Annotated in this window: 23 protein-coding genes; 15 read left to right on the top strand and 8 right to left on the bottom strand. The window is 70.1% G+C overall.

Features of this window, described 5'->3' with window-relative positions:
* Positions 1–26: 26 nt before the first annotated feature.
* Positions 27–2,420, bottom strand: a complete 2,394-nt coding sequence (gene gghA, locus RKE50_RS14285; RefSeq protein ID WP_350037415.1) for a glucosylglycerol hydrolase — start codon at positions 2,418–2,420, stop codon at positions 27–29.
* Entirely contained in the window at positions 2,420–4,351 is a 1,932-nt protein-coding gene (glgB, locus tag RKE50_RS14280) for a 1,4-alpha-glucan branching protein GlgB (RefSeq protein WP_350037413.1), read from the bottom strand. The genes gghA and glgB overlap by 1 nt, the downstream gene beginning before the upstream one ends.
* A gap of 155 nt (positions 4,352–4,506) precedes the next feature.
* Between glgB and RKE50_RS14275 the strand changes: the two genes are divergently transcribed.
* The 6 genes from RKE50_RS14275 to RKE50_RS14250 all read left to right on the top strand — a co-directional run bounded on the left by RKE50_RS14275 (position 4,507) and on the right by RKE50_RS14250 (position 9,331).
* Positions 4,507–5,703, top strand: a complete 1,197-nt coding sequence (locus RKE50_RS14275; RefSeq protein ID WP_350037412.1) for a lytic murein transglycosylase — start codon at positions 4,507–4,509, stop codon at positions 5,701–5,703.
* Positions 5,690–6,451, top strand: a complete 762-nt coding sequence (locus RKE50_RS14270) for a glucosaminidase domain-containing protein (protein WP_350037411.1) — start codon at positions 5,690–5,692, stop codon at positions 6,449–6,451. Before RKE50_RS14275 ends, RKE50_RS14270 begins: the two co-directional genes overlap by 14 nt.
* Entirely contained in the window at positions 6,451–7,587 is a 1,137-nt protein-coding gene (locus tag RKE50_RS14265; RefSeq protein WP_350037409.1) for a polysaccharide deacetylase family protein, read from the top strand. The genes RKE50_RS14270 and RKE50_RS14265 overlap by 1 nt, the downstream gene beginning before the upstream one ends.
* 133 nt (positions 7,588–7,720) lie before the next feature.
* Positions 7,721–8,005, top strand: a complete 285-nt coding sequence (locus tag RKE50_RS14260; RefSeq protein ID WP_350037407.1) for a hypothetical protein — start codon at positions 7,721–7,723, stop codon at positions 8,003–8,005.
* A gap of 32 nt (positions 8,006–8,037) precedes the next feature.
* Positions 8,038–8,556 carry an O-acetyl-ADP-ribose deacetylase gene (locus RKE50_RS14255; protein ID WP_350037405.1) on the top strand — a complete coding sequence of 173 codons (519 nt, stop codon included), beginning with the start codon at positions 8,038–8,040 and terminating at the stop codon, positions 8,554–8,556.
* A gap of 16 nt (positions 8,557–8,572) precedes the next feature.
* On the top strand, positions 8,573–9,331 hold the full coding sequence (locus RKE50_RS14250; protein ID WP_350037403.1) for an NRDE family protein: 759 nt from the start codon (positions 8,573–8,575) through the stop codon (positions 9,329–9,331).
* Between the two features lie 212 nt (positions 9,332–9,543).
* Here RKE50_RS14250 and RKE50_RS14245 read toward each other — a convergent pair whose 3' ends face one another.
* The 6 genes from RKE50_RS14245 to RKE50_RS14220 form a co-directional block, all read right to left on the bottom strand.
* Entirely contained in the window at positions 9,544–10,824 is a 1,281-nt protein-coding gene (locus tag RKE50_RS14245; protein WP_350037401.1) for a Xaa-Pro dipeptidase, read from the bottom strand.
* 58 nt (positions 10,825–10,882) lie between these two features.
* The gene (locus tag RKE50_RS14240; protein ID WP_350037399.1) at positions 10,883–11,650 is read right to left on the bottom strand and encodes a hypothetical protein; all 768 of its coding nucleotides are present in this window, start codon (positions 11,648–11,650) and stop codon (positions 10,883–10,885) included.
* Entirely contained in the window at positions 11,643–14,054 is a 2,412-nt protein-coding gene (locus tag RKE50_RS14235; protein WP_350037397.1) for a Lon protease family protein, read from the bottom strand. Before RKE50_RS14235 ends, RKE50_RS14240 begins: the two co-directional genes overlap by 8 nt.
* Positions 14,055–14,296: 242 nt before the next feature.
* Positions 14,297–15,568 carry a cytochrome P450 gene (locus RKE50_RS14230; RefSeq protein ID WP_350037395.1) on the bottom strand — a complete coding sequence of 424 codons (1,272 nt, stop codon included), beginning with the start codon at positions 15,566–15,568 and terminating at the stop codon, positions 14,297–14,299.
* Positions 15,565–16,482, bottom strand: a complete 918-nt coding sequence (locus RKE50_RS14225) for an MBL fold metallo-hydrolase (RefSeq protein WP_350037880.1) — start codon at positions 16,480–16,482, stop codon at positions 15,565–15,567. The genes RKE50_RS14230 and RKE50_RS14225 overlap by 4 nt, the downstream gene beginning before the upstream one ends.
* A 125-nt stretch (positions 16,483–16,607) precedes the next feature.
* The gene (locus tag RKE50_RS14220) at positions 16,608–17,078 is read right to left on the bottom strand and encodes a YbjN domain-containing protein (protein ID WP_350037393.1); all 471 of its coding nucleotides are present in this window, start codon (positions 17,076–17,078) and stop codon (positions 16,608–16,610) included.
* Between the two features lie 191 nt (positions 17,079–17,269).
* On the opposite strand from RKE50_RS14220, the gene RKE50_RS14215 reads away from it, so the two are divergent.
* The 9 genes from RKE50_RS14215 (at position 17,270) to RKE50_RS14175 (ending at position 26,240) form a co-directional block, all read left to right on the top strand.
* The gene (locus RKE50_RS14215; protein ID WP_350037391.1) at positions 17,270–18,451 is read left to right on the top strand and encodes an acyl-CoA dehydrogenase family protein; all 1,182 of its coding nucleotides are present in this window, start codon (positions 17,270–17,272) and stop codon (positions 18,449–18,451) included.
* Between the two features lie 15 nt (positions 18,452–18,466).
* Positions 18,467–19,603: an acyl-CoA dehydrogenase family protein gene (locus RKE50_RS14210; protein ID WP_350037389.1), complete on the top strand. Its 1,137-nt coding sequence runs from the start codon at positions 18,467–18,469 to the stop codon at positions 19,601–19,603.
* Between the two features lie 56 nt (positions 19,604–19,659).
* Positions 19,660–20,910: an acyl-CoA dehydrogenase family protein gene (locus tag RKE50_RS14205; RefSeq protein ID WP_350037387.1), complete on the top strand. Its 1,251-nt coding sequence runs from the start codon at positions 19,660–19,662 to the stop codon at positions 20,908–20,910.
* A gap of 40 nt (positions 20,911–20,950) precedes the next feature.
* Positions 20,951–21,415, top strand: coding sequence for a MaoC family dehydratase (locus RKE50_RS14200; RefSeq protein ID WP_502937891.1), 465 nt, complete (start codon positions 20,951–20,953; stop codon positions 21,413–21,415).
* Positions 21,416–21,449: 34 nt separating this feature from the next.
* Entirely contained in the window at positions 21,450–22,370 is a 921-nt protein-coding gene (locus tag RKE50_RS14195; RefSeq protein WP_350037385.1) for an SDR family NAD(P)-dependent oxidoreductase, read from the top strand.
* A gap of 28 nt (positions 22,371–22,398) precedes the next feature.
* On the top strand, positions 22,399–23,577 hold the full coding sequence (locus tag RKE50_RS14190) for an acetyl-CoA C-acyltransferase (protein ID WP_350037383.1): 1,179 nt from the start codon (positions 22,399–22,401) through the stop codon (positions 23,575–23,577).
* A gap of 76 nt (positions 23,578–23,653) precedes the next feature.
* Complete coding sequence (locus RKE50_RS14185; RefSeq protein WP_350037381.1) at positions 23,654–24,637, top strand: NADPH:quinone oxidoreductase family protein; 984 nt, start codon at positions 23,654–23,656, stop codon at positions 24,635–24,637.
* A gap of 2 nt (positions 24,638–24,639) precedes the next feature.
* Positions 24,640–25,806 (top strand): iron-containing alcohol dehydrogenase, encoded by a 1,167-nt coding sequence (locus RKE50_RS14180; protein WP_350037380.1) that lies wholly within the window; start codon positions 24,640–24,642, stop codon positions 25,804–25,806.
* Positions 25,803–26,240: an acyl-CoA thioesterase gene (locus RKE50_RS14175; protein WP_350037378.1), complete on the top strand. Its 438-nt coding sequence runs from the start codon at positions 25,803–25,805 to the stop codon at positions 26,238–26,240. The genes RKE50_RS14180 and RKE50_RS14175 overlap by 4 nt, the downstream gene beginning before the upstream one ends.
* Positions 26,241–26,242: the final 2 nt, after the last annotated feature.

The raw sequence follows: 26,242 nt of genomic DNA, 5'->3' as shown, positions 1-26,242 counted from the left end.
TGATCGCTCCCGCTCGGGCGCCGGGCTCAGCGGCGACAGGTGAAGAGCACGCCGGTCGAATCGTGCAGCGACAGCGGCCCCTGCGTGTAGTCGTGCGCAATGCCGGGTGTGCGCAGGGCCACGGTCCAGCCGTCGCCATCCAGCCCCGGCACCGGTAGCGCAAGGGGATCCAGCGGTTCGGTGGCGTCGCCTTCCATGTGTGTGACCAGGTAGACCCGTTCGCCGTCCGGCCCGTGCCGCAGCGCGGTGAACACGGTGCGCCCGTCGATGGGCCGGAGGTAGTCGAAGTGATCGCGCTCGCCGTAGGCATCGCGCAGCCACGGGCGCTCCCGGCGGAAGGCGCGCAGCCCCCGCGTGAAGGCCACCTGCTCCTCGTCGAGCATGGCGAGCGAGTGGGAGACGTTGCAGTACTCGTGCATATCGTCCATCCAGGCGCGGGCGATAGCCTTGAGATCCGCCGGTGTGACCGGGTGGGGCCCGGCGAGCTCGGGGCGCACCGCCGTCAGCAGGTGGGCGATCTGCTCGAGGTCATAGCCGGTCACTTCCACCAGGGCGGGCAGGAACTCGAAGAAGCGTGACAGGTCGTCGCGCGTCTCGAAGCCCAGCGCCTTGAGGCGAGCGAAGTTGCCCGGCACCGAGTAGCTGTACTCGTCCACCTGCCACTTCAGGGAAACGGATTCCTCGGCCACGATCTTCACGCCGTAGCGGTCGTCCTGGTTGCGGATGAAGCCCCAGCTCGCCCGCGCCGATGCGTTGAGAAAGTCCATGGGTACGCCCGGGAAGGCGGCGTAGGTCAGCAGGGAGACCGCCGGGTTGTCGTAGGCCTTGTCGAGGATCTCCATGCGCGTGGCGCCCAGGCGCGTGTTGATGTTCAGCTCCGGGTTGACCTGCGTGCCCCGGCGCAGCGTGTCGTGGTTCGCGGTGCCGCTGATCCACTGGTCGCCGTGCGTAAGCATCTCGCGGATGCGCCAGAACTTCGACAGCCAGAAGCTGTAGAGAAACGGCGTGTTGTGGGCGAAGGTGAGCGGACCCCACTGGAACACGTCGTCGTCACGCTGCGTCTCGATCACGGCGCGGTAGGTAGAGGCGAGCTCCCAGTCCTCCTCGGGCCAGGGGCGCCCGTCCTCGAAGATGAACCAGGGGCGGAAGCGGGTCCCGCAGACGCACTGCTCCACGTCCGCCATCTGCTGCAGGAACTCGTCGTCGTGGTGCAGCTGCTGGTCGCCGTGATCCCACCACTTGAAATCCTGGGCGCCGTCCACGCGCACGCCGTCGGCGCCGAAGTCCACCTTGCGCCGCTGCAGCTCGAGGAGAATCGCGCGCACCGCCGGGTTGCGGTAGGCGAGGTTCTGCCCGTACATGTTCGGCCCGGCGAGGAAGTGGGGGCTGAGAACCTGCAGCGCCTGGTTGTCTGCGTGGCCGAAGACCAGGTCGAGCACCAGCATCTTCGGCCCGCCGGGCCAGTTGTGGAGCACCGCCGCGAGGTCCGCGAGCTCGTGCGGACGGCCGCTCTCGAGCAGCACCGGGTTGACGGCGCCCATGCCGGCAATGACCACGTCATAGCCCCAGTTGGTGGTGTCCGGGCGCGTGAGTTCCACGCGGCAGTGGCCGTCTGAGCGGCTGCTCTCGGCCCAGAAGCCGGGGCCGGTCTCGTACACCGTGGTCGGCTCCACGGGCAGCAGCTGCACGGCGTCGTAGCCGGTGTAGATCGCGTCCGCGTCCTCCAGCGGCAGGCCGCGGCGCAGCCGCTCGGCAATGCGTTCGAAGTGCCGGGCCAGGCTGGCCAGGGTGCCACCGGCGGTGGCCGTGGGCACGTGCAGCTGCAGGATGTTGGTCGGCGCACCGAACTTGTGTACGCCGCCATCGCCGGCCCCGTTGCCGAGGGCCGCGTAGTAGTCGCGGTCGCCGCGCTCCGCCTCCAGGGCGGCCGCGTCGAGGACTTCCGCGGGGGCGAAGGCACCGAAGGGTACGGAGACCGCCAGCGGGTCCGCGATGCGATGTTCGACACCCTCGCCGTCGCGCCAGCAGAGCGCGTAGAAGTCGCCGACCTGCGCCCGGGTACCGGCGCTGAGCCCCTCGACCACCGCGAACACGTGGGCCTCGTGACGGCGCACCGGCAGCAGCTGGCGTTCGAAGTCGGCAACCTGGTGCCACTGCTCGAGGTCCAGCGGCCCGGTGGGTGCGAGCAGCTCGAGGAAGATGTCGCCGTCCGGTACCCGCCGGTCGAGGAGCTCCGGTGCCCAGAAGCCGAAAGTCACCCGCCCGCCGTCTTCCACCCGGGCGCCCAGGCGCCGGGCAATGGCCTGCTCGGCGGCGAAGGTGGTGGGGCTCTCCCGGTAGCGCTCCGCGCTCCAGTCGGCGAGCGCTTCACTCGCGTCTTCGTCGAAACGGACCCGTTCGGCGAGGGCGGGGCCTCCCATCAGGACACCTCCGTCGGAAGGAAGAACAGCACGGACAGCGGGGGCAGGGTGACCGTCGCCGAGCAGGGCTGGCCCTGGTGCGGCTCGGCAGTCGCCTCGATGGCGCCGAGGTTGCCGCGGTCACTGCCGCCGTAGAGCGCGGCGTCCGTGTTCAGCGCTTCCCGCCAGCGACCGGCGAGCGGCAGGCCGACGCGCCAGTCCCGGCGCTCCACCGGCGTGAAGTTGCAGAGCACGGCCACCGGGGGGTCGCCGGGTTCGCCGAAGCGCAGCCAGGCAAACCGCGAATGTTCCGCGTCGTTGGCCTCGAGCCAGCGGAAACCGCTCTCCTCGCAGTCGCGGCGGTGCAGGGCGGGTGTCCCCCGGTAGAGGGTATTGAGGTCGCGCACCAGTCGGGTGATGCCGGCGTGGTCCGGGCTCGCCGCGGTCGTCCAGTCCAGCTCACCGGCCTGGGCCCACTCCGCCGGCTGGGCGAACTCGCCGCCCATGAACAGTAGCTTCTTGCCGGGGTGGCCCCACTGGAAGCCGAAGTAGGCGCGCAAGTTCGCCAGCTTCGCGGCGTGGTCCCCGGGCATACGCGTGTAGAGCGACCCCTTGCCGTGTACCACTTCGTCGTGGGAGAGGGGCAGGATGAAGTTCTCCGAGAAGGCGTAGTGGATGCCGAAGGTCATCTTGTGGTGGTGGTAGCGCCGGTGTACCGGGTCCTCGGCCATGTAGGCGAGGGTGTCGTTCATCCAGCCCATGTTCCACTTGAAGCCGAAGCCGAGGCCGCCGTCGTGCACCGGGCTCGAGACCCCGGGAAAGGCGGTGCTTTCCTCGGCCACGGTCATGATGCCCTGCTCTTCACCGTACACGAGCTGGTTCATGCGCTGGAGGAAGTCGATGGCCTCGAGGTTCTCCCGGCCGCCGTGGCGGTTGGGGAGCCACTCGCCCTCCTTGCGGGAGTAGTCGAGGTAGAGCATGGAGGCCACCGCATCCACGCGGAGGCCGTCGACGTGGTACTCCTCGAGCCAGTAAAGCGCGTTCGACAGCAGGAAGTTGGCCACCTCCCGGCGCCCGAAGTTGTAGATCAGCGTGTTCCAGTCCGGGTGGAAACCCTGCCGGGGGTCCTCGTGCTCGTAGAGCGCCGTGCCGTCGAAGCGGGCAAGACCGTGCTCGTCGGCGGGGAAGTGGGCGGGCACCCAGTCCAGCAGCACGCCGAGGCCGCGCCGGTGGGCGGCATCGACGAGGTCGCGGAACTCGTGCGGCGGGCCGTGGCGGATCGTCGGCGCGTAAAGCCCCACCGGCTGGTAGCCCCAGGAGCCGTCGAAGGGGTGCTCCGAGAGCGGCAGGAACTCCAGGTGGGTAAAGCCCAGGTCGGCGACGTACTCGACCAGTTCCTCCGCCGCTTCCCGGTAGGAGAGCATGCGGTTGTCCTCGGCGGCCCGGCGGCGCCAGGAGCCCAGGTGAACCTCGTAGATGCTGATCGGTGCGCTGCGGTCATTGTGCCCGGCGCGGTTCGCCATCCAGCTACCGTCGTGCCAGCCGTAACCGCCGATGTCGCGCACCACGGAGGCGGTCTGCGGCGGGTGCTCGGCGCCGAAGGCCACCGGGTCGCTCTTCAGCGGGAGTTCGGCACCGCGCCGGTCGAGGAGCCGGTACTTGTAGCAGGTACCCTCGCCGACACCGGGAACAAAGGCCTCCCAGAGGCCGCTGTCGCCCACCGGCTGCATCGGGTTTGCGGCGGCGTCCCAGCCGTTGAAGTCGCCCACCACGGCGGCCGCGCTGGCGTTCGGGGCCCAGAGCGCGAAGCGGGTACCGCCCGCCTGCACCTGCGCGCCGAGCACCTGCCACAGGCGCCGGAGCGTGCCCTCGTTGAAGTGGTAGCGCTCCCCGGCGCTCAAGGGGCTGCCGCCGGTGGACGGCTCCCGGTCGCTGTCGCTATGCTCAGTCATGGATGCTTATAACTCTAACCAAAGTGGCGCGGGACGCAAGGGGGCGTGTCAGGGGACGCGGCGGCCGGGACCTTGCACGTGCCCCCGCACCCACTAATGGCGCCGCCACCGACCGTTTCGCTATGATGCCATCCCCAGGCATTCCCGAGGTATCCATGGCCCGCCCCCTTTCCCTGCTGCTGCTCCTCGCCGCGACGCTGTTGCCCGCGGTGCCGGCCACCGCGACCGCCTTCCGCGACTGTGTCGCGGGCCTCGGCGAGCGCGCGGCGGCCGCCGGTGTCGACGGCGATCTCATCGCCCGCGTCCTGCCCTCGCTGTCGCCCCTGGAGCGGGTGATCGCGCTCGATCGCAGCCAGCCGGAGTTCGTGCAGACTTTCCCGGCCTATCTCGAGGCCCGGGTCACGGCGTCGCGCGTGGATAAGGGCCGCGCGCTGCTCGAGCGCCACGGCGACTTCCTGGAATCGCTGTTCGAGCGCTACGGCGTACCGCCGCGCTACCTGGTCGCGTTCTGGGGCCTGGAGACGAACTACGGCGGCTACCTCGGCAAGGTCCCGACCCTCGATTCGCTCGCGACCCTGGCCTGCGACGAGCGCCGCTCCGAGTTCTTCGCCGGCGAGTTCGTCAACGCGCTGCAGCTCGTGGAGCGCGAGCAGCTGCCCGTGGAGCAGCTCGTGGGTTCCTGGGCCGGTGCCGTGGGGCATACGCAGTTCATGCCGTCCTCCTACCTGCGCTACGCCGTGGACGGTGACGGCGACGGGCGCATCGACCTGTGGCAGAGCGAGCACGATGCGCTGGCCTCCGGGGCGAACTTCCTGCGCAGCCTCGGCTGGGAGCCGGGCACGCGCTGGGGGCGGCAGGTCGCGCTGCCGGCGGGCTTCGCCTACGAGCAGGCGGGCCTCGGCAAGGCACAGAGCCTGAGCGCCTGGGCTGCCGCCGGGGTGGCCCGTGCCGACGGTACGCCGCTGCCTGCGCTGGACCTCGAGGCCGCCCTGCTGCTGCCCGCCGGGCACCGCGGGCCGGCGTTCCTCGTCTACGACAATTTCCGCGTGGTCATGCGCTGGAACGCCTCCCAGTCCTACGCGCTGGCCGTGGGGCTGCTGGCGGACCGGCTCGCCGGCGCGCCGCCGCTGCGCCTGCCGCCCGGTCTCGCGGAGCCGCTGCGCAAGGCGGACATCGTCGGCGCGCAGCAGGCCCTGAACGCGCTCGGCCTCGACGCCGGGACCGCAGACGGCATCATCGGCAGCCGCACCCGTGCCGCCCTGCGCACCTTCCAGCTGGACGCGGGCCTGCCCGCCGACGGCTACCCGGACCCGGCAACGCTGGAGGCCCTGGAGCGTCATGCGCTGCCCTGATCGTCTCTCGCGCCGCGTGGCCGGCGCGCTCGCACTGGCCGGTCTCCTGGCCCTGCAGGGCTGCGACCGCGGCGGGGATCTCCCGGACCTCGCCGCCGTGCAGGACGTGCCGACGATGAAACGCACCTTCTTCGCGTTCCTGCAACCGATCGTGGTGGCGGAGAACGATCGCATCCGCGCGCAGCGCGAGGAACTCCGGGAACTGCGGGAAACGCTCGCAGCCGGGGAGCAGCTCGGCTGGCTTGCACGGCGGCGCCTGCGCCGCCTCGCCCGGGAGTACGAGGTGCCCTGGCAGCCCGACGACCCGGCCGCCGTGGCGGAGACCCTCGCTCGGCGCATCGACGTGATCCCGCCCGATCTCGCCCTCGCCCAGGCGGCCAAGGAGTCCGGCTGGGGCCGCTCCCGCTTTGCCGTCGAGGGCAACAACCTGTTCGGCCAGTGGTGCTACGAACCCGGCTGCGGGCTCGTGCCCGGGCAGCGGCCGGCCGGTGAACAGCACGAGGTTGCCGCTTTCGACAGCGTCGACGAGGCTATCCGTCGCTACATGAACAACCTGAACACCCACGAGCGCTACCGCGTCTTCCGGGAAAGGCGGGCCGCGCTGCGAAGCGGCGACCGCCCCCTCAACGGGCCGGCGCTGCTGCCGGGCCTGCTGGGTTACTCGGAACGCGGCGAGGTCTACCTCGACGAGCTGCAGGCCATGATGCAGCAGAACCGCGAGCTCCTCGACGACGTTGCCAGCGGCTGATGGCGCGCCGGCTCGCCGCTTTCCGCGCCCCGCTTTGCCACTACCCGCTGTGCTGCGGCCTGCTTGTCTGCTGCCTGCTGTGCCTCGCTGCCGGCCCGGCCACAGCCGGCACCGACGAAACCGTCGCTAGCGGCGCTGCTGCCGGGCACGGCGTGATCCTGCTGTACCACCGCATCGCGGCGGAGGGCCCTGGGAGCACCCGCGTGGCGCCGGCGCGCTTCGCGGCCCACCTCGACGCCCTGGTGGACGGGGGCTACCGAGTCCTGCCGCTGGCGGAGCTGCTCGCGGGTGCCCGGGCCGGGGAGCTGCCGCCGCGGGCGGTGGCCCTGACCTTCGATGACGCCTACCGCTCGATCCTGGTCAACGCCTTTCCCCTCCTCGCCGAGCGCGGGCTGCCGTTCACCGTATTCGTGGCGACGGGGCCTGTGGACGAGGGCTTCGGCAGCTACCTGGACTGGGACGAGCTGCGCGAGCTCGCCGACAGCGGGCTGGCGACCTTCGGCGGGCACTCGGTCAGCCACGATCACCTCGAGGCCCGCCGGAACGGCGAGGACGAAGCCGGCTGGCGGTCCCGCGTGCGCGCCGAGATCCTCGACAGCCTCGGCCGGCTGCGCGCCGAGCTCGGCGACGCCGTGATCGACGCGCACGCCCACCCCTACGGCGAGTACAGCCGGGCGACGGAAGCGCTGCTCGCGTCCGAGGGGCTGTGGGGCCTCGCGCAGCAGTCCGGCGCCGTGGGGCCGCGGAGCCGTGCCACCCGGGTGCCGCGCTTCCCGCTCTATCACGGTGCCGATGGCGATGCGCGTCTGCGCACGGCGCTGGCGGCCCGGCCGCTGGAACCGGGCGACGAGGGGGACCCGCGGGTCTTCCTGCCGCCGGGCGAGGCGTCCCCGCAGCGCTGGCGTTTCCGCCCGGAACCCGGAGCGTGGCGCGAGCAGGGGCTGGCCTGCTACGGGGCGGACGGAACGCCGCTCACGCTCGCCCGCGACGGTGCCTGGGTCGAGGTGACGCTGCCGGCATTCCGGCCGGGCCGCAACAAGGTCAATTGCACCGCGCCGGCAAGCGGCGGCGGCCACGCCTGGGTCTCCCGGCTGTGGGTCCGTGCGGACGCGGCCGGTACCTGGCTGCGCGAGTAACCCGTCCGGGGTACCCCGGGGGCAGCTGTGGCGTCCTTCAGGCGGTGACATGTCGAGACTTTGAACTGCTTCACAGCAGCTTCTGTGCTGTCGGGCTACGCTTCGCGGCATCAGTCTTTGCGGAGACCGCACCATGGCGGCCTACATCGTGGCCTACGAACTGTTCGAGAACAGCATTCGGCAGCAGCGCCTCGCGCAGCGCCTCCAGTCCCTGGGCGCGCGCTGGACGCTGCGGGATCATATCTGCTTCCTGACCACGGACCTGTCGGCATCCGAGCTCATGGACCAGTTCGAGGACTGCCTGAGCGAGAACGACGAGCTGTTCATCGCCCGGCTTTCCGGGCAGGCGGCCTGGGCGGGCCTGCACCGGGCGGACAGCGAGTGGCTCCGCTCCCAGCTGGGGCGGCTCGCCGGCTAGCCAGCCACCGCGGCGCTTGCTAGGGTCCGCCCATGGCAGGTGCAGCGCATCTCAATCTCGTGGTCGGCGACATCACCCGGGCCCGGGTCGATGCCATCGTCAATGCAGCGAACACCACCCTGCTCGGCGGGGGTGGTGTCGACGGTGCCATTCATCGCGCCGCGGGGCCGGCACTCCTCGAAGCCTGCGAAGCCCTGCCGGCGGTCGATGGAGAGCGCTGCCCGGTGGGCGAGGCACGCATCACGACCGCCGGCGATCTGCCCGCGCGCTTCGTGATCCATACGGTCGGCCCGGTCTACCACAGCGACCCGGATCCGGCGGGCAGGCTTGCCGCCGCCTGGCACGCTTCCCTGCGCCTTGCCCGGGAACACGACTGCCGGAGTGTCGCCTTCCCGGCGATTTCCTGCGGCGTCTACGGCTACCCGCACGCCGAGGCGGCAGCGATTGCCCGCGACTGCTGTGCCGACCCCGCCTACGCCGACCTCTCGGTGAGCATCTGGCTCTTCGACGAGGCCCACGCGGCGCTCTGGCGCCGGGTGCTCGGCACCTAGTCCGGGTCCGGCGGCCGTGTGCCTCGTCCTCCTCGCCCTGGGCGCCCGTCCGGGCCTGCCGCTGGTCGTCGCAGCCAACCGGGACGAGTTCCATGCCCGGCCGAGCGCCGCGGCGCACCGCTGGCCCGGGGCCGCGGGCGTGGTCGCGGGCCGGGATCTCGAGGCCGGCGGGACCTGGCTGGGCGTGGGCGCCGGGGGCCGGTTCGCCGCGGTGACCAATGTCAGCGAGGTGCCGTCCCCGGGCACGTTCCGCTCCCGCGGCGACCTCGTGCCGGGGTTCCTGGCGGGCGGCGAGGGCGCGCTGGCTTATGCGGAGCAGATCGAGGGCGACGCCTACCGCGGCTTCAACCTGGTGCTCTGGGACGGCGAGGCGCTGGTCTACACCTCCAACCGCCATCCGCCCCGGGAGCTCGGCCCCGGGGTTCATGCGCTGGCTAATGGCGAGCTGGACGAGGCGCGCTTCAAGGTGTCGCGCAGCCGCGAGGCCCTGGCGGAAACCCTCGCCACGACCCCTGATGCCGGGCTCGCCGACGCCTTGTTCGCGCCGCTCGCCGACCGCTCTCTGCCGCCCGAGCCGGAGCAACGCATCATCGCCGGTATGACCGAGGAGGAAATCGCCGCGCTCGCGGCGCCCTTCATCGTCGGCGAGCGCTACGGGACCCGGGCGAGTACCGTGGTTCTCGTGGGGGAGGGCGCCGTTGCGCTGGAAGAGCGCCGCTTCGCCGCCGGCGGCGTGCGCGCGGGCAGCTCCAGCCTGCGCTGGGACCGGTCCTGAACAGCCCCTACGCTTTCATCCGCGCCCCGGCAGCAGGATGCAGGTGAAAGCAGTGCGCGCGGCGGTCTGTCAGGCGATACCGCTGTAGACGAAGACCGCGAAGACGGCGAGGGCGCCGGCAAAGCTGAGAACCTGGGTCATGGGGTCATTCCCTTTATTGTTAGGCCCGGTCAAGTCTGCCACCACCGCCGCGCATTGCCAACGGTGCCGTTTCAGTCCTTGACGCGGGAGTGCTTGTAGACGACGCCGTCGCGCATCACGAAGTGCACGGACTCGAGGAGACTGATGTCCTCCAGCGGATTGCCCTGTACCGCGATCACGTCAGCGAGGTAGCCGGGCTCCAGGGCGCCGATGCTGTCGCCCCGGTCCAGCGCCTCGGCGCTGTTCAGCGTCGCCGCCTGCAGCGCCTGCAGCGGGGTCATGCCGAGCTCGACCATGCGTGAGAGCTGGCGCGCGTTGTGGCCGTGCGGGTACACCCCGGCATCGGTGCTGTAGATCATCTTCACTCCGGCGTCCACGGCCTTGCGGAAGTTGGCGCGCTGCGTCTCGCCGGTCATGCGCTCCTTCTCCAGGCTCTCGGGGAGGATGCCTTTCTCCTCGCCCTCACCGAGGATGAACTCGGTGACGTAGATGTCCATGCCCAGCCAGGCACCCTGCTTCTTCGCCAGGCGGATGCCCGCATCGTCGATGAAGCTGCCGTGCTCGATCGTGTCGACCCCCGCTTCCAGTGCGTTGCGGATGCCCTCGGCGCCGTGCGCATGGGAGGCGACGCGGAGGCCGCGGCTGTGGGCCTCGTCCACCAGCGCCGTGAGCTCCTCGACGCTGTACTGGGGGGCACCTACCTTGGTGCCCTTGGACAGCACGCCGCCGGTGGAGCAGGTCTTGATCAGGTCGACGCCGTACTTGATGTTGCGCCGCACCGCGGCCCGGGCGGCCCAGGGGCCGTCGGCCACGCCCCCGCCCTCGAGACCGTACTCGGCGGGCAGCAGGTTGTTGTCGCTGCAGTGTCCGCCGGTGATGCCGACCGGCGGTCCGGAAACGAACAGCCGGGGGCCGGGAACCTCGCCCGCATTGATGGCGTCGCGCAGGGCGACGTCGCCGTAGGACTTCGCGCCGACGTTGCGCACCGTGGTGAAGCCGGCATAGAGCGTTCGCTCGGCGTGCACGACCCCCTGGATGGCCATGCGCTCGTCCGACAGCGCCAGGCGGCGGTAGCCGTGGTAATCCGGGCTGCTGGTCAGGTGCACGTGCATGTCGATGAGCCCCGGCAGGAGCGTGGCGCCGGGCAGGTCGAGGCGCCGCGCGCCCGCCGGCGCGTCGACGGCGTCGCGGGTCCCGACCGCTGCGATGCGGCCGTCCTCCACGAGGACGGCCGCGTCCTCGATGAGCGAGCCGTCGCGGATGTCGAGCAAGTGTGCCGCTGTCAGCAGCAGCGATTCTGCGGCCGCGGCCTGGGCTGCAAGCAGCGCCAGGGCCAGGAAAAGGGAACGCACAGGCACCTCCGGTGGTTACGTCAGACACACCCGAGTCTAGGGTATCCGGCGTCGCGAATCACGGTGCCTTTGCGGCCGCCTCGCCCCCGTCGACGAGCAGCAGCTGCCCCGCCGCCCGGTCCATCGCCTGCTCCAGGGCCAGCGGGTCCAGCGTGAGCAGCAGTTCCCGCGGCATGATGAGCAGTTCGTTGCGCAGTCGCCGCAGCAGCCGCAGGAGCGCCGGCGGATCCAGCGCCGTGGTCGGCAGCCGGTGCAGCTGCAGCCCCGGCGTCGCGAGGCCGCCCAGGGCCGGCGGCGGCCAGGGCTGGTTGCTGTGTACGTAGAGGTCCCGGCGGCCGCCCCGCGCGGCGAGCGCATTCGCGGCGGCCACCGCCGCGCTGTCGCCCGCCACGCCGGCGAGGACGATGCCGAGCGCGGGTGGCCGCACGCCCCGGGCAGCGGCCGCCGCGGGGCGCCGCGGCAGCCAGCTGTCGACCCCCGGTTCGTGGCGCAGCACGCAGCCGAGACGCTCGCCCTCGCGAACCTCGAACTCCAGGGCGACCCGGCGCAGGGCCGCGAGCTCGGCGAGCCGCTCCCTGGCCTCGCTGCGGGCCCGGCCACCGTGACGACGCAGGAGTTTCCGCTCGAGGTCCCGTTCCCCTGCTCCGAACAGGGTGATCTCGCGCGTGAAGGGCAGGTCGGCGATACCGTAGAGCCGCGGGCTCTCCAGCAACAGCACCTGGAGCGGGCGGCCGAGCTGGGCCGCGGTCTCGACCAGGAACGCCAGCGCCTCGGCGTCGAGGCCAAAATCGTCGATCGGGACCAGCAGGGGGCGCGGGTCAGCCATCCTTGTTCTCACCGCGGCCCGCCCGGGCGTAGCGCTGCGCCTGCGCCAGGAGGGCGTCGATGCGCTCGTCCATGGCGTTGTCCAGGGCCTCGATGGCAACCCCCGTGAGCAGCGCGAGGGCTTCGTCGGCGGTGGCAACCGCGTAGAGGTGGAAGCGGCCATCCGCCACCGCCTCGCGCACCCGCTCGGCCAGCATCAGCTGGTCCCGGTTCGCCGCGGGAATCACCACGCCCTGGGTGCCCGTCAGCCCACGGGCGGCGCAGAGGTCGAAGAAGCCCTCCACCTTATCGTTGACACCGCCGATGGGCTGCACGGCGCCGTGCTGGTTCAGGGAGCCGGTCACCGCGAGGTCCTGGCGCAGGGCCACGCCGGCAATGGCCGAGACCAGGGCGGCGAGCTCGGCCACCGAGGCGGAGTCGCCCTCGATGCCGCCGTAGGACTGCTCGAAGACCAGCGTGGCCGCGAGCGGCAGCGGCCGCTCCCGCGCCCAGCGGTTGGCGAGCAGCGCGCTGATGATGAGTACCGCCTTCGAGTGGATCTTGCCGCCCAGGTCCACCTCCCGCTCGATATCGAGCACCTTGCCGCTGCCCAGGCGGGCGGTGGCGGTGATCCGGGTCGGCAGGCCGAAGCGGTACTCGCCGAAGGCGTGGACCGCGAGGCCGTTGACCTGGCCCACGGCGTCGCCCTCGGTCGCGACCAGGGTGCGCTCGCGGAGGATCTGTTCCCGGGCCCGCTCCTGCCACTGCCCGCGGCGACGGTCGGCGGCCTCCCGGGCCGCGCTGACGTGCTCCGCGCGCACCTCTTCGGCCCCGTCGCGGCGCGCCAGGAAGTCCGCTTCCGCAAGGAGGTTGCCGAGGCGGCCCTGGTGCAGGTCGAGGCGGCTGCCGTCGCCGGCGAGGCGCGAGGCCAGTTCTACGCAGCGCGCGACCCCACCGCGCTCGATGGGCAGCAGCCCGTCGCGCCGCTGCAGCGTGGCCAGGAGCTGGGCGAACAGGCGCGTGCTGTCTTCCGTGCGGGACACGTCCGGCGCCATGTCGGCGGTGACCTTGAACAGGGTGGCGAACTCCGGGTCGTATTCCTGCAGGAGGTAGCCGGTGAGGTAGTCGCCGAGGAGCACGACCTTGAGGTCCAGCGGTATCGGCTCCGGTTCCAGCTGTACCGTGCTGGCGAAGCTGAACACCTGGTCGAGCGATTGGATTCGGATCTCCCGCGCCCGCAGCGTGCGCTTGAGCGCGGTCCAGGCGAAGGGGCTGGTGAGGACCTTCTCCGCCTCGAGGACGAGATAACCGCCGTTGGCCCGGTGCAGCGCCCCGGCCCTGACCAGGGTGAAGTCCGTGAGCAGCGTGCCCATCTGCGCGAGCTGCTCGGCGCGCCCGAGGAGGTTGCCGAAGGTCGGGTTGTCCTCGTGCACGATCGGCGGGCCGTCGCTGTCGCCGTGGTCGATGAGCACGTTGACGCTGTACTGCGGGAATTCCTTCACCCGCTCGTGAACGTTGTCCGGTATCGCCGAGTCCTGGCGCAGCTGGGTGAAGGACTCCACCTCCTCCATGACGGCCGCCTGCACCGCGGCCAGCCAGTCGACCACGGCGGGGAGGTCCCCGTACTCCCCGCGCAGCCGCTCGAACACCGGCGTCACCGCCTGGCGGCAGAAATCGCTGTTCAGTTCCCGGAAGCGGTCGAGGCTCTCCTTCTTCCAGCCGGGCAGCTGGCGGACCACGCCCTTGAGCTCCTCCTTCAGGCCCTCGATGGCCTCGAGGGTGGCCTTGCGCTCCGCCTCCGGCAGCTTCTCGAAGGCCGCCGGGGCGAGGACCTCGCCGTCTTTCATCGGCGCAAGGGTGTAGCCGGAGGGCGTCTTCAGCATGGCCACGCCCCGGGCGGACGCTTTCTCCGCAAGGGCTTGGAAAGCGTCGGACTCACGCTCCTGGAAGAACTCCCCGAGCTCCTGCAGGCGGGCCTGGTACTCATCGCCCTGGAAGGTCGCCGGGAGGATGGTCAGCAGTTCCTCCATGGCCCTGGCCATGGCGCTGCGCAGCTGCCGGCCCCGGCCCGGCGGCAGGCGCAGGGCAATGGGCTTGCCGGGGTCGTCGAAATTGTTGACGTAGCACCAGTCCTCCGGCGGCTCCGCCCGGGTGGCCCGGGTGCGCTCGAGGAGACCGCGCAGCAGCTCCCGGCGGCCGCTGCCGGTGCTGCCGGCGAGAAAGATATTGAAGCCCGGGCCGCCCACCGCCAGGCCGAAGTCGAGGGCCTCGACGGCCCGTTCCTGGCCGAGCTCGAAGGGCAGGGGTTCGAGCTCCGCGGTACTGGCAAAGGCAAGGGATTCCGGGGGGCAGGACCGGTAGAGGGCATCCGCCGGCAGGGGCTCGGCGGCGGGGGCGGGCGCGCGCTGGCGCAGGCCGTCAGTCATGGTGGTCATCCTTCCCGCAGCGGGTCTCGCCGCAGCATAGCGCAGTGCTCCGGGACGGTCGGCCGGGCCCGTTGATCTGCGTCAAGGGACCGATGGTTCGCCCTGCGGGCGCCTTGAAGGCGACGTTCACGAGGCCGACATCAGCGCGCGCTTCGAGGACGGCGTGTTGACGCTGCGGGCCCCCAGGGTGAAAGAGAGGCCCGCGGTTCAGCGGCGGATCGAGATCCGCTAGCGGCCGGACGTCACCAGGTCACGGGCAGGTGCTCTAGGCCTCGGAACATGAACCCCGGGCGCCACTGAGGCCGCCCGGCATCTGCCGCTAGCGACGGCATGCGTTCCGCCAGGGCACGGAAGGCGACGTCGCCCTCCAGCCGTGCCAGCTGTGCGCCGACGCAGTAGTGGATTCCGCCGCCGAAGGTGAGGTGGTGCTCGCCCTGGCGCTCGATATCGAAGCGGTTCGGGTCAGGAAAGACCTCGGGGTCCCTGTTGCCCGCCGCCAGCAGCGCGAAGACGCGCTCACCGCCTCGCACCAGCTTGTCCCCCAGCGGGGTGTCGTGGAAGGCGGTTCGGTAGGTGGCCACCAGCGAGCTTTCGTGGCGGAGTACTTCTTCCACGGCCGATGGAGCGAGATCCGGGTTTTCCACCAGTTTTTTCCACTCCGCGGGGTTGCGACTGAAGGCCAGCAGGCCATTGCCGAGCATGTGGGCCGTGGTCTCGAAGCCGGCGCCGAAAAGGCCGATGGCGACGGTGATGATCTCGCGCTCCGTGAGCTGGCTGTCGCCCTCGCGGGCATTCAAGAGGCCGGTGGCCAGGTCGTCACCGGGCTTGCTTCGTCGTTCGGCCAGCACATCGCCGAAAAACGATTCCAGGAACAGGATCTGCTCATTGGCCAGTGTGAGTTCCGCCTCCGGTAGCGCTCGCATCTCGAAGACCAGGAACGAGTCAGCGATGGCCTGGTTGAGTCGCTCGAGTAGGCCCGGGGCCATCTCCTCCTCGCGGATGCCGAGCATGTCGCACATCACCAGCGTGGGCAGCTGGTAGGCAAAGTCATGGATGAATTCCATGCGCCCGTCCGCGATAACCCGGTCGAGCAGCCGATGGGTGATAGCTTCGACATCAGGACGCATGGCGCGTACCCTGCGTGCCGTCAGCGCCTGGGTCACGAGGCCGCGGATGCGCGTATGCTGGGGTGGATCCTGGTACACAAACACCTCGGACAGCCAGCGATACCCCGGCTGCGCCAGGACGTCGAAGTCCGGTCCGTAGAAGAGCTGGATGTTTTTTACAAAGTCCCCCTGGCCGAAATTGCGCTTGTCGATGATCACGCTGCGCACGTCCTCGTGGCGTGTGACCACCCAGAAGCCGTGCTCGGTAAAGGCCACGGGCTCCCGCTCCCGAAGGTCGGCGAAGAACGGGTAGGGGTCGGCGAGCAGGGCCGGATCGGTGGCGTCGAAGGTCACCGGGGTGCTCTGGCTGCTGTCGCGCAGCCCGGCGGTGCTCAGGGCTTCGGTCATGCTGGTTGCTCCTCCTGGCAGGGTGCCTCATACCGCGGGCGGTAGCCGTCGCCATCCCGGTCGACCCAGGCGTAGTGACAGTCGCCGAAATGGGCGGGAACCAGCCGCGCTCCGCTTGCGGCGGCCTCCTCGAGGACGCGTCGGCGCGACGCGCGGGCCGCTTCCGGGTCCTCGCAGTAGACCGAGTTCCACGCCGGGCAGAACACCTGCGCCGGGTGGTGCAGGATGTCGCCGACGAACAGCGCACGCTCGCCGCCGTCCTCAACGTCCAGGACCAGGTGCCCCGGTGTGTGCCCCGGGTACAGGCGCAGGGTCAGCCCCGGCGCTATGCGGAAGCCATCCGCCACCAGCTCCCCGTGCCCGCTGTCCAGCACCGGCTGCACGCTGTCCTCGAAGACATTGGTGTTCACCGCCTGCCCGGCCGCTCCGGGACGGGGACCGTGGCCCACCGGATCCCAGTACTCGCGGTCGATGGCGGAAAACAGGTACCGGGCCCGCGGGAAGGTGGGGGCCCAGGAACCCGCAGCGCGGCGCGTGTTCCAGCCCACGTGGTCGATGTGCAGGTGGGTGTTCACCACCACGTCGATGTCTTTCGGGGCAAAGCCCGCGCGGGCCAGGTTGTCCAGGTAGGGGGTGTCGAGGTCGCCGAAGACCGGGATGCCCGGCCGCGACTTGCCGTTGCCGGCGCCCGTATCCACCAGCAGCGTGATGTCGTCGGCCTCGAGGACCCAGGACTGCAGGAAGGCGTAGAGGCGGTCTTCGTCGCGCAGGTACGTGGCCGCCGGGAGCTCGTCCCTGAAGGCGGCAAAGCGCTCGGGGTCGAAGCCGGCGAAGAGTTCCGAGGGCGCGGCGAAGGGGCCCTGCCACTCCTCGACGTGGTGAACCGCGAAGCGGCCGACGGAGAAACTGTGCATAGGCAAGCGGTGCCCCTGTCCTGTTCTCGTTATGTTCTGCGACAGGACACTAGCACACGGTGAGACAAGGCTACCAGTGGGTAGCTATTTCATACGAGCAGTAGCCTGCTACGGGCTATGGCTCGCTAGTGCAGGGCGCGGCTGGGGCCGCTGCGGGCCTTGTTGCTTTCCGGGAACAGGTAGTCGAGCTCCAGGCACTCGGCGGCGAGCTGGCGCGTGCCCTCCATGGTCAGCGACAGGAAGTTCGCGCACTGCGCGCTCGTCAGCCCCGCGCCCGTGGGCAGCACGCCGGCGATCACCAGCTGCGGTGTGGCGTCGTCGACAATATCGAGGAACAACTTGAGCGTCGGGTAGTCGAGGCTGAGGCGGCCGAGGTCGGCGGTCAGGGCCAGCACCGCCATGGGGCGGATTTCCAGCTCCGTTGTGAACAGGAGGCCGTAGTGCTCCAGGAACAGGCGGCTGTCGACGACCCCGTCGAGGTTCTGGAGGGCGACGATGTGCAGGGCCTCGCATTCGCCGCAGTGTTCGAAGGCGACGTGGCAGTCGCGCAGCCACTTTTCGAGGCCGGCGCGGTCGGGCTTGGTCGGTGTGTCCATGGCTTCCGGCAGGGATGCTTGCAGAGCGGCGATCATAGCCCAGCGGCCAGTCCGGTGCGACCCGGGCAGGGATCGGAATACCAGCAGGATCAAAAACATACCTAAAGTTCAAAAAATGCTTGAGCGCGCCGCGTGCGTGCTGCATCCTTGGTGGCCCCCGGGACTGTCCGACTGCCAGTGGAGCTGACCGCATGACCGACCTCAACGCGTTCCGCCAGGAAACCCGCGAGTGGCTGGAGGCCAACTGCCCCGAGAGCATGCGCGAGCCGGTGCGCAGCTTCGAGGACTACTACATGGGCGGGCGCAACCCGGAGATCGCGCACCCGGAGCAGAAGCTCTGGTGCGATCGCATGGCCGAGCGGGGCTGGACCGTGCCGCACTGGCCGAAGGCCTACGGCGGCGGTGGCCTTGCCGGCGACGAGTTGCGGATCCTGAAGGAGGAGATGGCGCGGATCAGCGCGCGCCGGCCGCTGGACAGCTTCGGCATCTCCATGCTCGGCCCGGCGCTGCTCGAATTCGGCAGCGAGGAGCAGAAGCGGGAGCACCTGCCGCCGATCTGCCGCGGCGAGATCCGCTGGTGCCAGGGCTACTCTGAGCCCAACGCCGGCTCGGACCTCGCCAGCCTGCAGACACGCGCCGAGGACAAGGGCGACCACTACCTCATCAACGGGCAGAAGGTGTGGACTTCCTACGCGGACAAGGCCGACTGGATCTTCTGCCTCGTGCGCACGGACAACAGCGGGCCGAAGCACGACGGTATCAGCTTCGTGCTCTTCGACATGGACCAGCCCGGCGTGACCACGCGGCCGATTCGCCTGATCAGCGGCGCGTCGCCCTTCTGCGAGACGTTCTTCGACGATGCCCGCGCCGAGAAGCGCAACCTCGTGGGCGAGGCCGGCAAGGGCTGGACCATCGCCAAGTACCTGCTCACCCACGAGCGCGAGATGATCTCCGGCTTCGGCACCGCCACCGGGCGGCCCCTGGGTGAGCAGGCCATGGACTTCATCGGCGCCGACGGCGAAGGGCGCCTCGCGAGCAGCAGCCTGCGCCAGGCGATCGCCCAGTACCAGCTCGATGCGCGCTGCTTTGCGCGCACCATGGCCCGGGTCGGCGATGAAGTGAAGGCAGGGCAGGGGCTCGGCGCGGCCTCGTCAATCTTCAAGTACTACGGCACCGAGCTGAACAAGCGCCGCAACGAGCTCAACCTCGCCGTCGGCGGCGAGCCGGCGCTGGGCTGGGACGGCGAGCCCTACCACGGCGGCCAGACCGCCCGTGCCTGGCTGCGCTCCAAGGGCAACTCCATCGAGGGCGGCACCAGCGAGGTGCAGCTGAACATCGTGGCCAAGCGCGTGCTCGGCCTCCCCGACGCCTGAGCAGGAGGAGCGCCCATGACCCTCGTACTGAACGAAGAACAGCTCATGCTCCGGGATGCCGCCGCGGGCTTCCTCGGCGACCGGGCGACGGTAGCCCACCTGCGCGCCCTGCGTGATCGCGAGGACGGGACCGGCTTCGACCGGGCCACCTGGCGGGAAATGGCGGACATGGGCTGGGCCGGCATCGCCATCGACGAGGCCTACGGCGGCCTCGGCTGCGGCTACACGGGCCTCGGCGTCGTGCTGGAGCAGGCCGGCCGCCACCTCTCCGCCTCACCCCTCGAGTCGACGGTGCTGGTGGGCGCCACGGTCCTGGCCCAGCTGGCGACCCGGGCGCAGAAGGAAGAATGGCTGCCCGCGATCGCCGCCGGTGAGCGCATCGTGACCCTGGCCCTGCAGGAGCGCCGGCACCACGCGCCGCTGGAGACCGCCATGAAGGCCACGCGGGTGGACGACCACTACGTGCTGGACGGCAGCAAGTGCCTCGTGCTCGATGCCCATGTGGCCGACGCCTTCATCGTGATCGCGCGCCTCGACGGCCATCACAGCGACCACCACGGGCTTTCCGCATTTATCGTCGAAGCCGGCGGCGAGGGGGTTCGCGTGGAGCGGCGCAGCTTCGTGGACTCGCGCAACACGGGAACGCTGCTGCTGCGCGACGTGCGCGTGCCCGAAAGCCACTGCCTGGGAACGGCAGGAGAGGCCTGGGACGGCCTGGAGCGGGCGCTGGATATCATCAACATCGGCCTCTCCGCGGCGCTGCTCGGCCTTGCCACCGAGGCCTTCGAGCGGACCGTCGCCTACCTGCAGGAGCGCAAGCAGTTCGGCCGTGTCATCGGCAGCTTCCAGGGACTGCAGCACCGGGCCGCCTTGCTCTTCGCCGAGCTCGAGCTCGCCCGCTCCGTCGTCCTCGACGGGCTGCGCGCCGTCGATGCCGGCGAGGACCTCCGCCTCTGCGCCAGCGCCGCGAAGGCCAAGCTCTGCCAGGTGGCGGAGCTGGCGACGAACGAGGGGATCCAGATGCACGGCGGTATCGGCATGACCGACGAGCACGAGATCGGCTTTTTCATCAAGCGCGCCCGTGTGCTGCAGCACCTGTTCGGTGACAGCCATTACCACCTGGACCGCTATGCCGCACTGAGCGGCTTCTGAGCGCGGATACGAACGACCGGCCCGCCAGCGGTGGGCCACGACAAAAGGAGACCACCATGGACCTTGGGATCACGGAACGGCTGGCCCCCCTGCTCGAGCAGGTCAAGGCCTTCATCGCGGAGGAGATTGCCCCCCTCGAGGGCGAGTATCTCGCCGAGATCGGCAACGGCGACCGCTGGCAGTTCACCGCGCGGCAGACGGAGATCATGGAGGGCCTGAAGGCGAAAGCCCGGGAGCAGGGCCTGTGGAACTTCTTCCTCACGGAGGGAGAGCACAGCTCCGGCCTCAGCACCGTGGAGTACGCCTACCTCGCCGAGGAGATGGGCAAGTCCCATATCGCGTCAGAAGTGTTCAACTGCGCCGCGCCCGACACCGGCAACATGGAAGTGCTCGCCAAGTACGGCAGCGAGGCGCAGCAGAAACAGTGGCTGGAGCCGCTCATGGCCGGCGAGATCCGCTCCGCCTACGCCATGACCGAGCCGGGCGTCGCGTCCTCCGATGCCACCAACATCTGTACCCGCGCCGAGCTCGATGGCGACGAGTGGGTCATCAACGGCGAGAAGCACTGGATCTCGGGCGCCGGTGACCCGCGCTGCAAGATCATGATCGTCATGGTCAAGACCGACCCCGACGCGCCGAGGCACCAGCAGCAGTCGCAGATCCTGGTACCGCTGGATACCCCGGGGGTGGAGATTCTCCGGCCCATGCACGTCTTCTCCATGGACGACGCGCCCCACGGCCACATGCACCTGCGCCTCGACAAGGTGCGGGTGCCGAAGGACAACATCATCCTCGGCCCCGGCCGGGGCTTCGAGATCTCCCAGGGCCGCCTCGGCCCGGGACGCATCCACCACTGCATGCGCGCCCTGGGCGCCGCCGAGAAGGCACTGCAGCTCATGTGCGAGCGCGCCACCAGCCGGGTCGCCTTCGGCAAGCCGCTGGCGCGCCTCGGCGGCAACGTGGACGTCATCGCCAACGCGCGCATGGACATCGAGCAGGCGCGCCTGCTCACCCTGAAAGCGGCGTGGATGATGGATCACCGCGACCCGAAGGAGGCGCGGATCTGGATCTCCATGATCAAGACCGCCGTGCCCAACGTGACCCTGAAGGTCATCGACGAGGCCATCCAGATGTTCGGCGGCCTCGGTGTCTCCCAGGACACGCCGCTGGCGACCATGTACATGGGGCAGCGCACGCTGCGCCTCGCCGACGGACCGGATGCGGTGCACCGCATGGTGGTCGGCCGGCACGAATTGAAGAAATACGTCACGCAGGACGACGTCAACGCCACCTTCCGCGACGGCTGACCCGCCGCCGTCCCGGAAGCATGACTCGAGGAGCGATGCCATGGTTGTAAACCTAGTACCGAAAGACCAGATGCTGGCCCAGGTGGGCACGAAGTTTCCGCCCGGGGAGTGGGTGACCCTCGACCAGGCGCGGATCAACGCCTTCGCCGACTGCACCGAGGATCACCAGTTCATCCACATCGACGAGGAGAAGGCGGCACAGACTCCCTTCGGCGGCACCATCGCCCACGGTTTCCTCACCCTGTCCATGCTGGTGAAGCTGTGCGAGGGGCAGGGCGTCTACCCCGAGGGCATGGTCATGGGCATCAACTACGGCTTCGACAAGGTCCGCTTCCTGGCGCCGGTGCGCGCGGGCAAGCGCGTGCGCGTGCACACGGAGATCACGGATGTCACGCAGAAGGACGACAACCGCTTCCTGATCAAGCAGGCGGTCAGTGTCGAGATCGAGGGCGAGGACACGCCGGCGCTGGTCGCCGAATGGCTTTCCATGGTGGTGTGCGGCTAGCGCAGCGCCAACGACGAGACAAGGAGCAGATGCAATGACGATTCGCTATGACGGCAAGGTAGCCATCGTGACCGGTGCCGGTCACGGTCTCGGGCGCAGCCACGCCCTGGCCCTGGCAGCGCGCGGCGCGAAGGTCGTGGTCAACGACCTGGGCGGCGCCAAGGACGGCACCGGCGGCTCCAGCGAGGCAGCGAAGGCGGTGGTCGCGGAGATCGAGGCGGCGGGCGGCGAGGCCATCGCCAACGGCGCCAACGTCGCGAAGTTCGACGAGGTCCAGGTCATGGTGCAGCAGGCGATGGATGCCTGGGGCCGCGTCGACATCCTGGTCAACAACGCCGGGATCCTGCGCGACAAGAGCTTCGGCAAGGGCAGCATGGAGGACTTCCGCATGGTGCTCGACGTGCACCTGCTGGGCTCCGTGTACTGCACGAAGGCCTGCTGGGACCTCATGAAGGATCAGGAGTACGGCCGCATCGTCGTGACCACGTCCTCCTCGGGCCTCTACGGCAACTTCGGCCAGACCAACTACGGCTCGGCGAAGATGGGCGTGATCGGCATGATGAACACGCTGGCGCAGGAAGGGGCCAAGTACAACATCCGCATCAACGCGCTGGCGCCGACAGCGGGCACGCGCATGACCGAGGGGCTGATCCCCGAGAAGGCCTTCGAGCTGCTGACGCCGGAAACGGTAACCCCGGCGGTGCTCTACCTCGTCAGCGAGGATGGGCCGACGCGGACGATTCTCGCCGCCGGCGCCGGCAGCTACGCCGTGGCCAAGATCGTCGAGACCGATGGGCGCTGGCTGCCGCCGGAAGAGCAGACCCCGGAGGGCATTGCCGCACACTGGGACGAGATCACGGCGACCGCCGGCGAGCGCGCCCTGAATGCGGGCTTCGAGCAGACCGCGAAGATGCTCACCAAGGCCGCCGAGGGTCTCGGCATCAAACTGGATTGAGGCGGGCGAAACCCGCAGGGAGAACAACATGAGAGACGCGGTCATTGTCAGCACCGCCCGCACCCCCATCGGCAAGGCCTACCGGGGCGGCTTCAACAACCTCGCCGGCGCCACGCTCGGCGCCGCGGCAGTCACCGAGGCGGTGCGCCGCGCTGGGGTCGACCCGGCGACGGTGGACGATGTCATCATGGGTGCCGCCCTTCAGCAGGGCGCCACCGGCCAGAACATCGCCCGGCAGATCGCCCTGCGCGCCGGCCTGCCGGTCACGGTGCCGGGCATGACGCTGGACCGGCAGTGCTCCTCGGGCCTGATGGCGGTGGCCACGGCGGCCAAGCAGATCCAGCACGACGGCATGGACTGCGTGGTCGGCGGCGGCCTCGAATCCATTTCCCTGGTTCAGAACGAGCACATGAACGTGCACCGCATGGTCGACGAGGAACTGATGGCCATGCACCCGGACATCCACATGCCCATGCTGCAGACCGCCGAGGTGGTGGCTAAGCGCTACGGCATCAGCCGCGAAGCGATGGACGAGTACGGCCTGCAGTCGCAGCAGCGCACCGCCGCCGCCTACGAGGCCGGCCGCTACGCCGACGAGCTCGTGCCCGTGACCTGCCGGCGCATCACCTGGGACAAGGAAACCGGTGAACAGTCCGAGGCGGAAGTCACGGTGAGCGCCGACGAGGGCATCCGCGCGACCACCGCCGAGGGCCTGGCCGGCCTGAAGACAGTAATCGAGGGCGGCACGATTACCGCCGGCAACGCCTCGCAGCTGTCCGACGGCGCGTCGGCGCAGGTGCTCATGGAGGCGAAGCTCGCCGAGCAGCAGGGGCTGGAGCCCCTCGGCCTGTATCGCGGCATCGCGGTGGCCGGCTGCGAGCCCGACGAGATGGGCATCGGCCCGGTCTTCGCCGTGCCGAAGCTGCTCAAGCAGCACGGCCTCTCGGTGGACGACATCGGCCTCTGGGAGCTGAACGAGGCCTTTGCCGTGCAGGTGCTCTACTGCCGCGACCAGCTCGGTATCGACAACGACAAGCTGAACGTGGACGGGGGCGCTATCGCCATCGGCCATCCCTATGGCATGAGCGGCTCGCGCATGGTCGGCCACGCGCTGATCGAGGGGCGCCGCCGCGGCGTCAAGTACGTGGTCATCACCATGTGCGTGGGCGGCGGCATGGGAGCCGCGGGCCTCTTCGAGGTACTCTAGGCAGCTGCTAAGCAAGCGTTTCAATACGCCGCGGCGCCCCACCCGCCGCGGCATGACAACCCGGCAGGAGAAGACAATGCAGGCACTGGTATGCCGGGAGCACGGCCTCCCGGAAAAACTCGACCTGGTGAAGGACTGGCCCGAGCCGGAAGTGGGCGAGCACGACGTGCTCATCGGTGTGAAGGCCGCCGGCCTCAATTTCCCCGACGTGCTGATCATCCAGGGCAAGTACCAGTTTCAGCCCGACCTGCCCTTCGTCCCCGGCGGCGAATGCGCCGGTGAGGTGCTCGCGGTGGGCGACAAGGTCTCGCGCTTCAAAGTGGGGGACCGGGTGCTGTCCATGACCGGCCACGGTGCCTTCTGCGCAAAGGTGGCGGCGAACGAGAACGCCGTGTTCCCGGTGCCCGAGGGCCTCGACTTCAACCAGGCCGCCGGGGTCGCCATGACCTACCTGACGTCCTACCACGCGCTCAAGCAGCGGGCGCAGCTGAAGAAGGGCGAGACCCTGCTCGTGCTCGGCGCCGCCGGCGGCGTCGGCAGCACGGCCGTCGAGCTCGGCAAGCAGATGGGGGCAACGGTCATCGCCGCCGCGAGTTCCGATGAAAAGCTCGCCTTCTGCCGGGAGCTCGGCGCCGACGAGACCATCAACTACAGCGACACGGACCTGAAGGCAGCGGTCAAGGAACTGACCGGCGGCCGCGGCGTCGACGTGGTCTACGACCCGGTCGGTGGCGACTACAGCGAGCCCGCGCTCCGGGGCATGGCCTGGAACGGCCGCTATCTCGTCATCGGCTTCGCCAGCGGCCCGATCCCGTCGATCCCGCTCAACCTTACCCTGCTCAAGGGCTGTGCCATCGTCGGCGTGTTCTGGGGCCGCTTCCTCGGCGAGGAGCCCGAGCTCGCCCGGCAGAATACCGAGGAGGTCTGGGCCCTGTTTGCCCGCGGCGAGCTCAAGGCCGCCGTGACCGACGTCTTCCCCCTCGCGGACTTCCGGGAGGCCTACGCCTGCATGATGGAGCGCCGGGCGCGCGGCAAGGTCATCCTTACCCTGGGCGACTGACCGTGGACGCGTTCACCTTCAACACGGTGCCGCGGCTGGTGTTCGCGCCCGGCGCGGCCCGGGAGCTGGCGGCCCACTGCCGCAGCCTGGGCATTGCCCGCCCGTTGCTGGTGACGGACCCGGGCCTGGTCGAGATCGGTCTCGTTGCTCCCGTCGAGGCGGCGCTCGGTGCCGACGGCCTCACGGTCACGCGCTTTGCGGAGGTCCGCGAAGACCCGCCGGAGTCCGTGGTGCTCGCCTGCGTCGAGCAGGGCAGGGCCGCCGCTGTCGACGGAGTGGTCGCCGTCGGCGGCGGCAGCTCCATGGACACGGCGAAGGTCGTCGCCGCGCTCCTCGCCGGCGAACAGCCGCTGGCGAGGCTCTACGGCGTGGACCAGGTCCGCGGCGGCCGCCTGCCGCTGGTGCTCGTCCCCACGACCGCCGGTACGGGGTCCGAGGCGACGCCGGTGGCCGTGATCACCACCGGCGAGACCACCAAGGCCGGCGTGTCGTCGCCGGTGCTGCTGCCGGATATCGCGGTCCTCGACCCGGAGCTCACCCTCGGCCTGCCGCCGCGGGTGACTGCCATGACCGGCATCGACGCAATGGTGCACGCCATCGAGGCCTATACCTCCCGGCACAGGAAGAACCCGGTGTCCGACAACCTGGCCCGCAGTGCGCTTGCGCTGCTCGCCGGGAACCTGCGCACGGCGGTGCAGGACGGCGCCAACCTCGAGGCCCGCTCGGCGATGCTCCTCGGTGCCTTTCAGGCCGGCCAGGCCTTCGCCAACGCCCCGGTGGCGGCGGTGCACGCGCTGGCCTATCCCCTCGGCGGCCACTACCACATCCCGCACGGACTCAGTAATTCCCTGGTGCTGCCGAGCGTGCTCGAGTTCAACGCGGCCGCGGCCGCTCCCCTGTACGCGGAGCTGGCGCCGCTGGTCCTCGGCGGCCCGGTGGAAGGTGCCGCGGCGGAGGCCACGGAGGCGCTGGTGGCCGCCCTGCGCGCGCTGATCGAGGCGGTGGGCCTGCCGGCGACCCTGGCGGAAGCCGGCGTGCCGGCCGCGGACCTGCCCATGCTCGCCGACGACGCGATGCTGCAGCAGCGCCTGCTGGTGAACAACCCGCGGGAGGTGGCGCGGGAAGACGCCCTGGCGATCTACCGCGCCGCCCACGGGGCCGCGGCGTGAGCGACCGGGAGCAGCCCCGGCGCGGTGACTACCGGGTGTTCTACCCGTTGAGCACGCGCTGGGCGGACAACGACATCTACGGGCACGTCAACAACGTCGTGTACTACGCCTGGTTCGACAGCGCCGTGAACCGCTACCTGATCGAGGAAGGCGGCCTCGACATCGCCGGCGGCGACGTCGTCGGCTTCGTGGTCAGTTCCGGCTGCGAGTACCTCGCGCCCGTGACCTACCCGGAGGCCATCGAGGTCGGCATCCGCGTCGACCGCCTGGGCAACAGCTCCGTCCGCTACGGCGTGGCGATCTTCCGCGCCGGCGAGGACGCGGCCTGCGCGCACGGCCATTTCGTACACGTCTTCGTCGAGCGGGCGACGAATCGCGCCGTTGCCATGCCGGGCGCGCTGCGCGACGCCCTCGAGCGCCTCGGCGCCGGCTGAGG

Source organism: Pseudohaliea sp., from assembly GCF_040217025.1.
Classification (GTDB): Bacteria; Pseudomonadota; Gammaproteobacteria; order Pseudomonadales; family Halieaceae; genus Pseudohaliea.
Note: the sequence above shows the minus strand (reverse complement) of the source record. Positions and strands in the feature narration are given on the sequence as shown.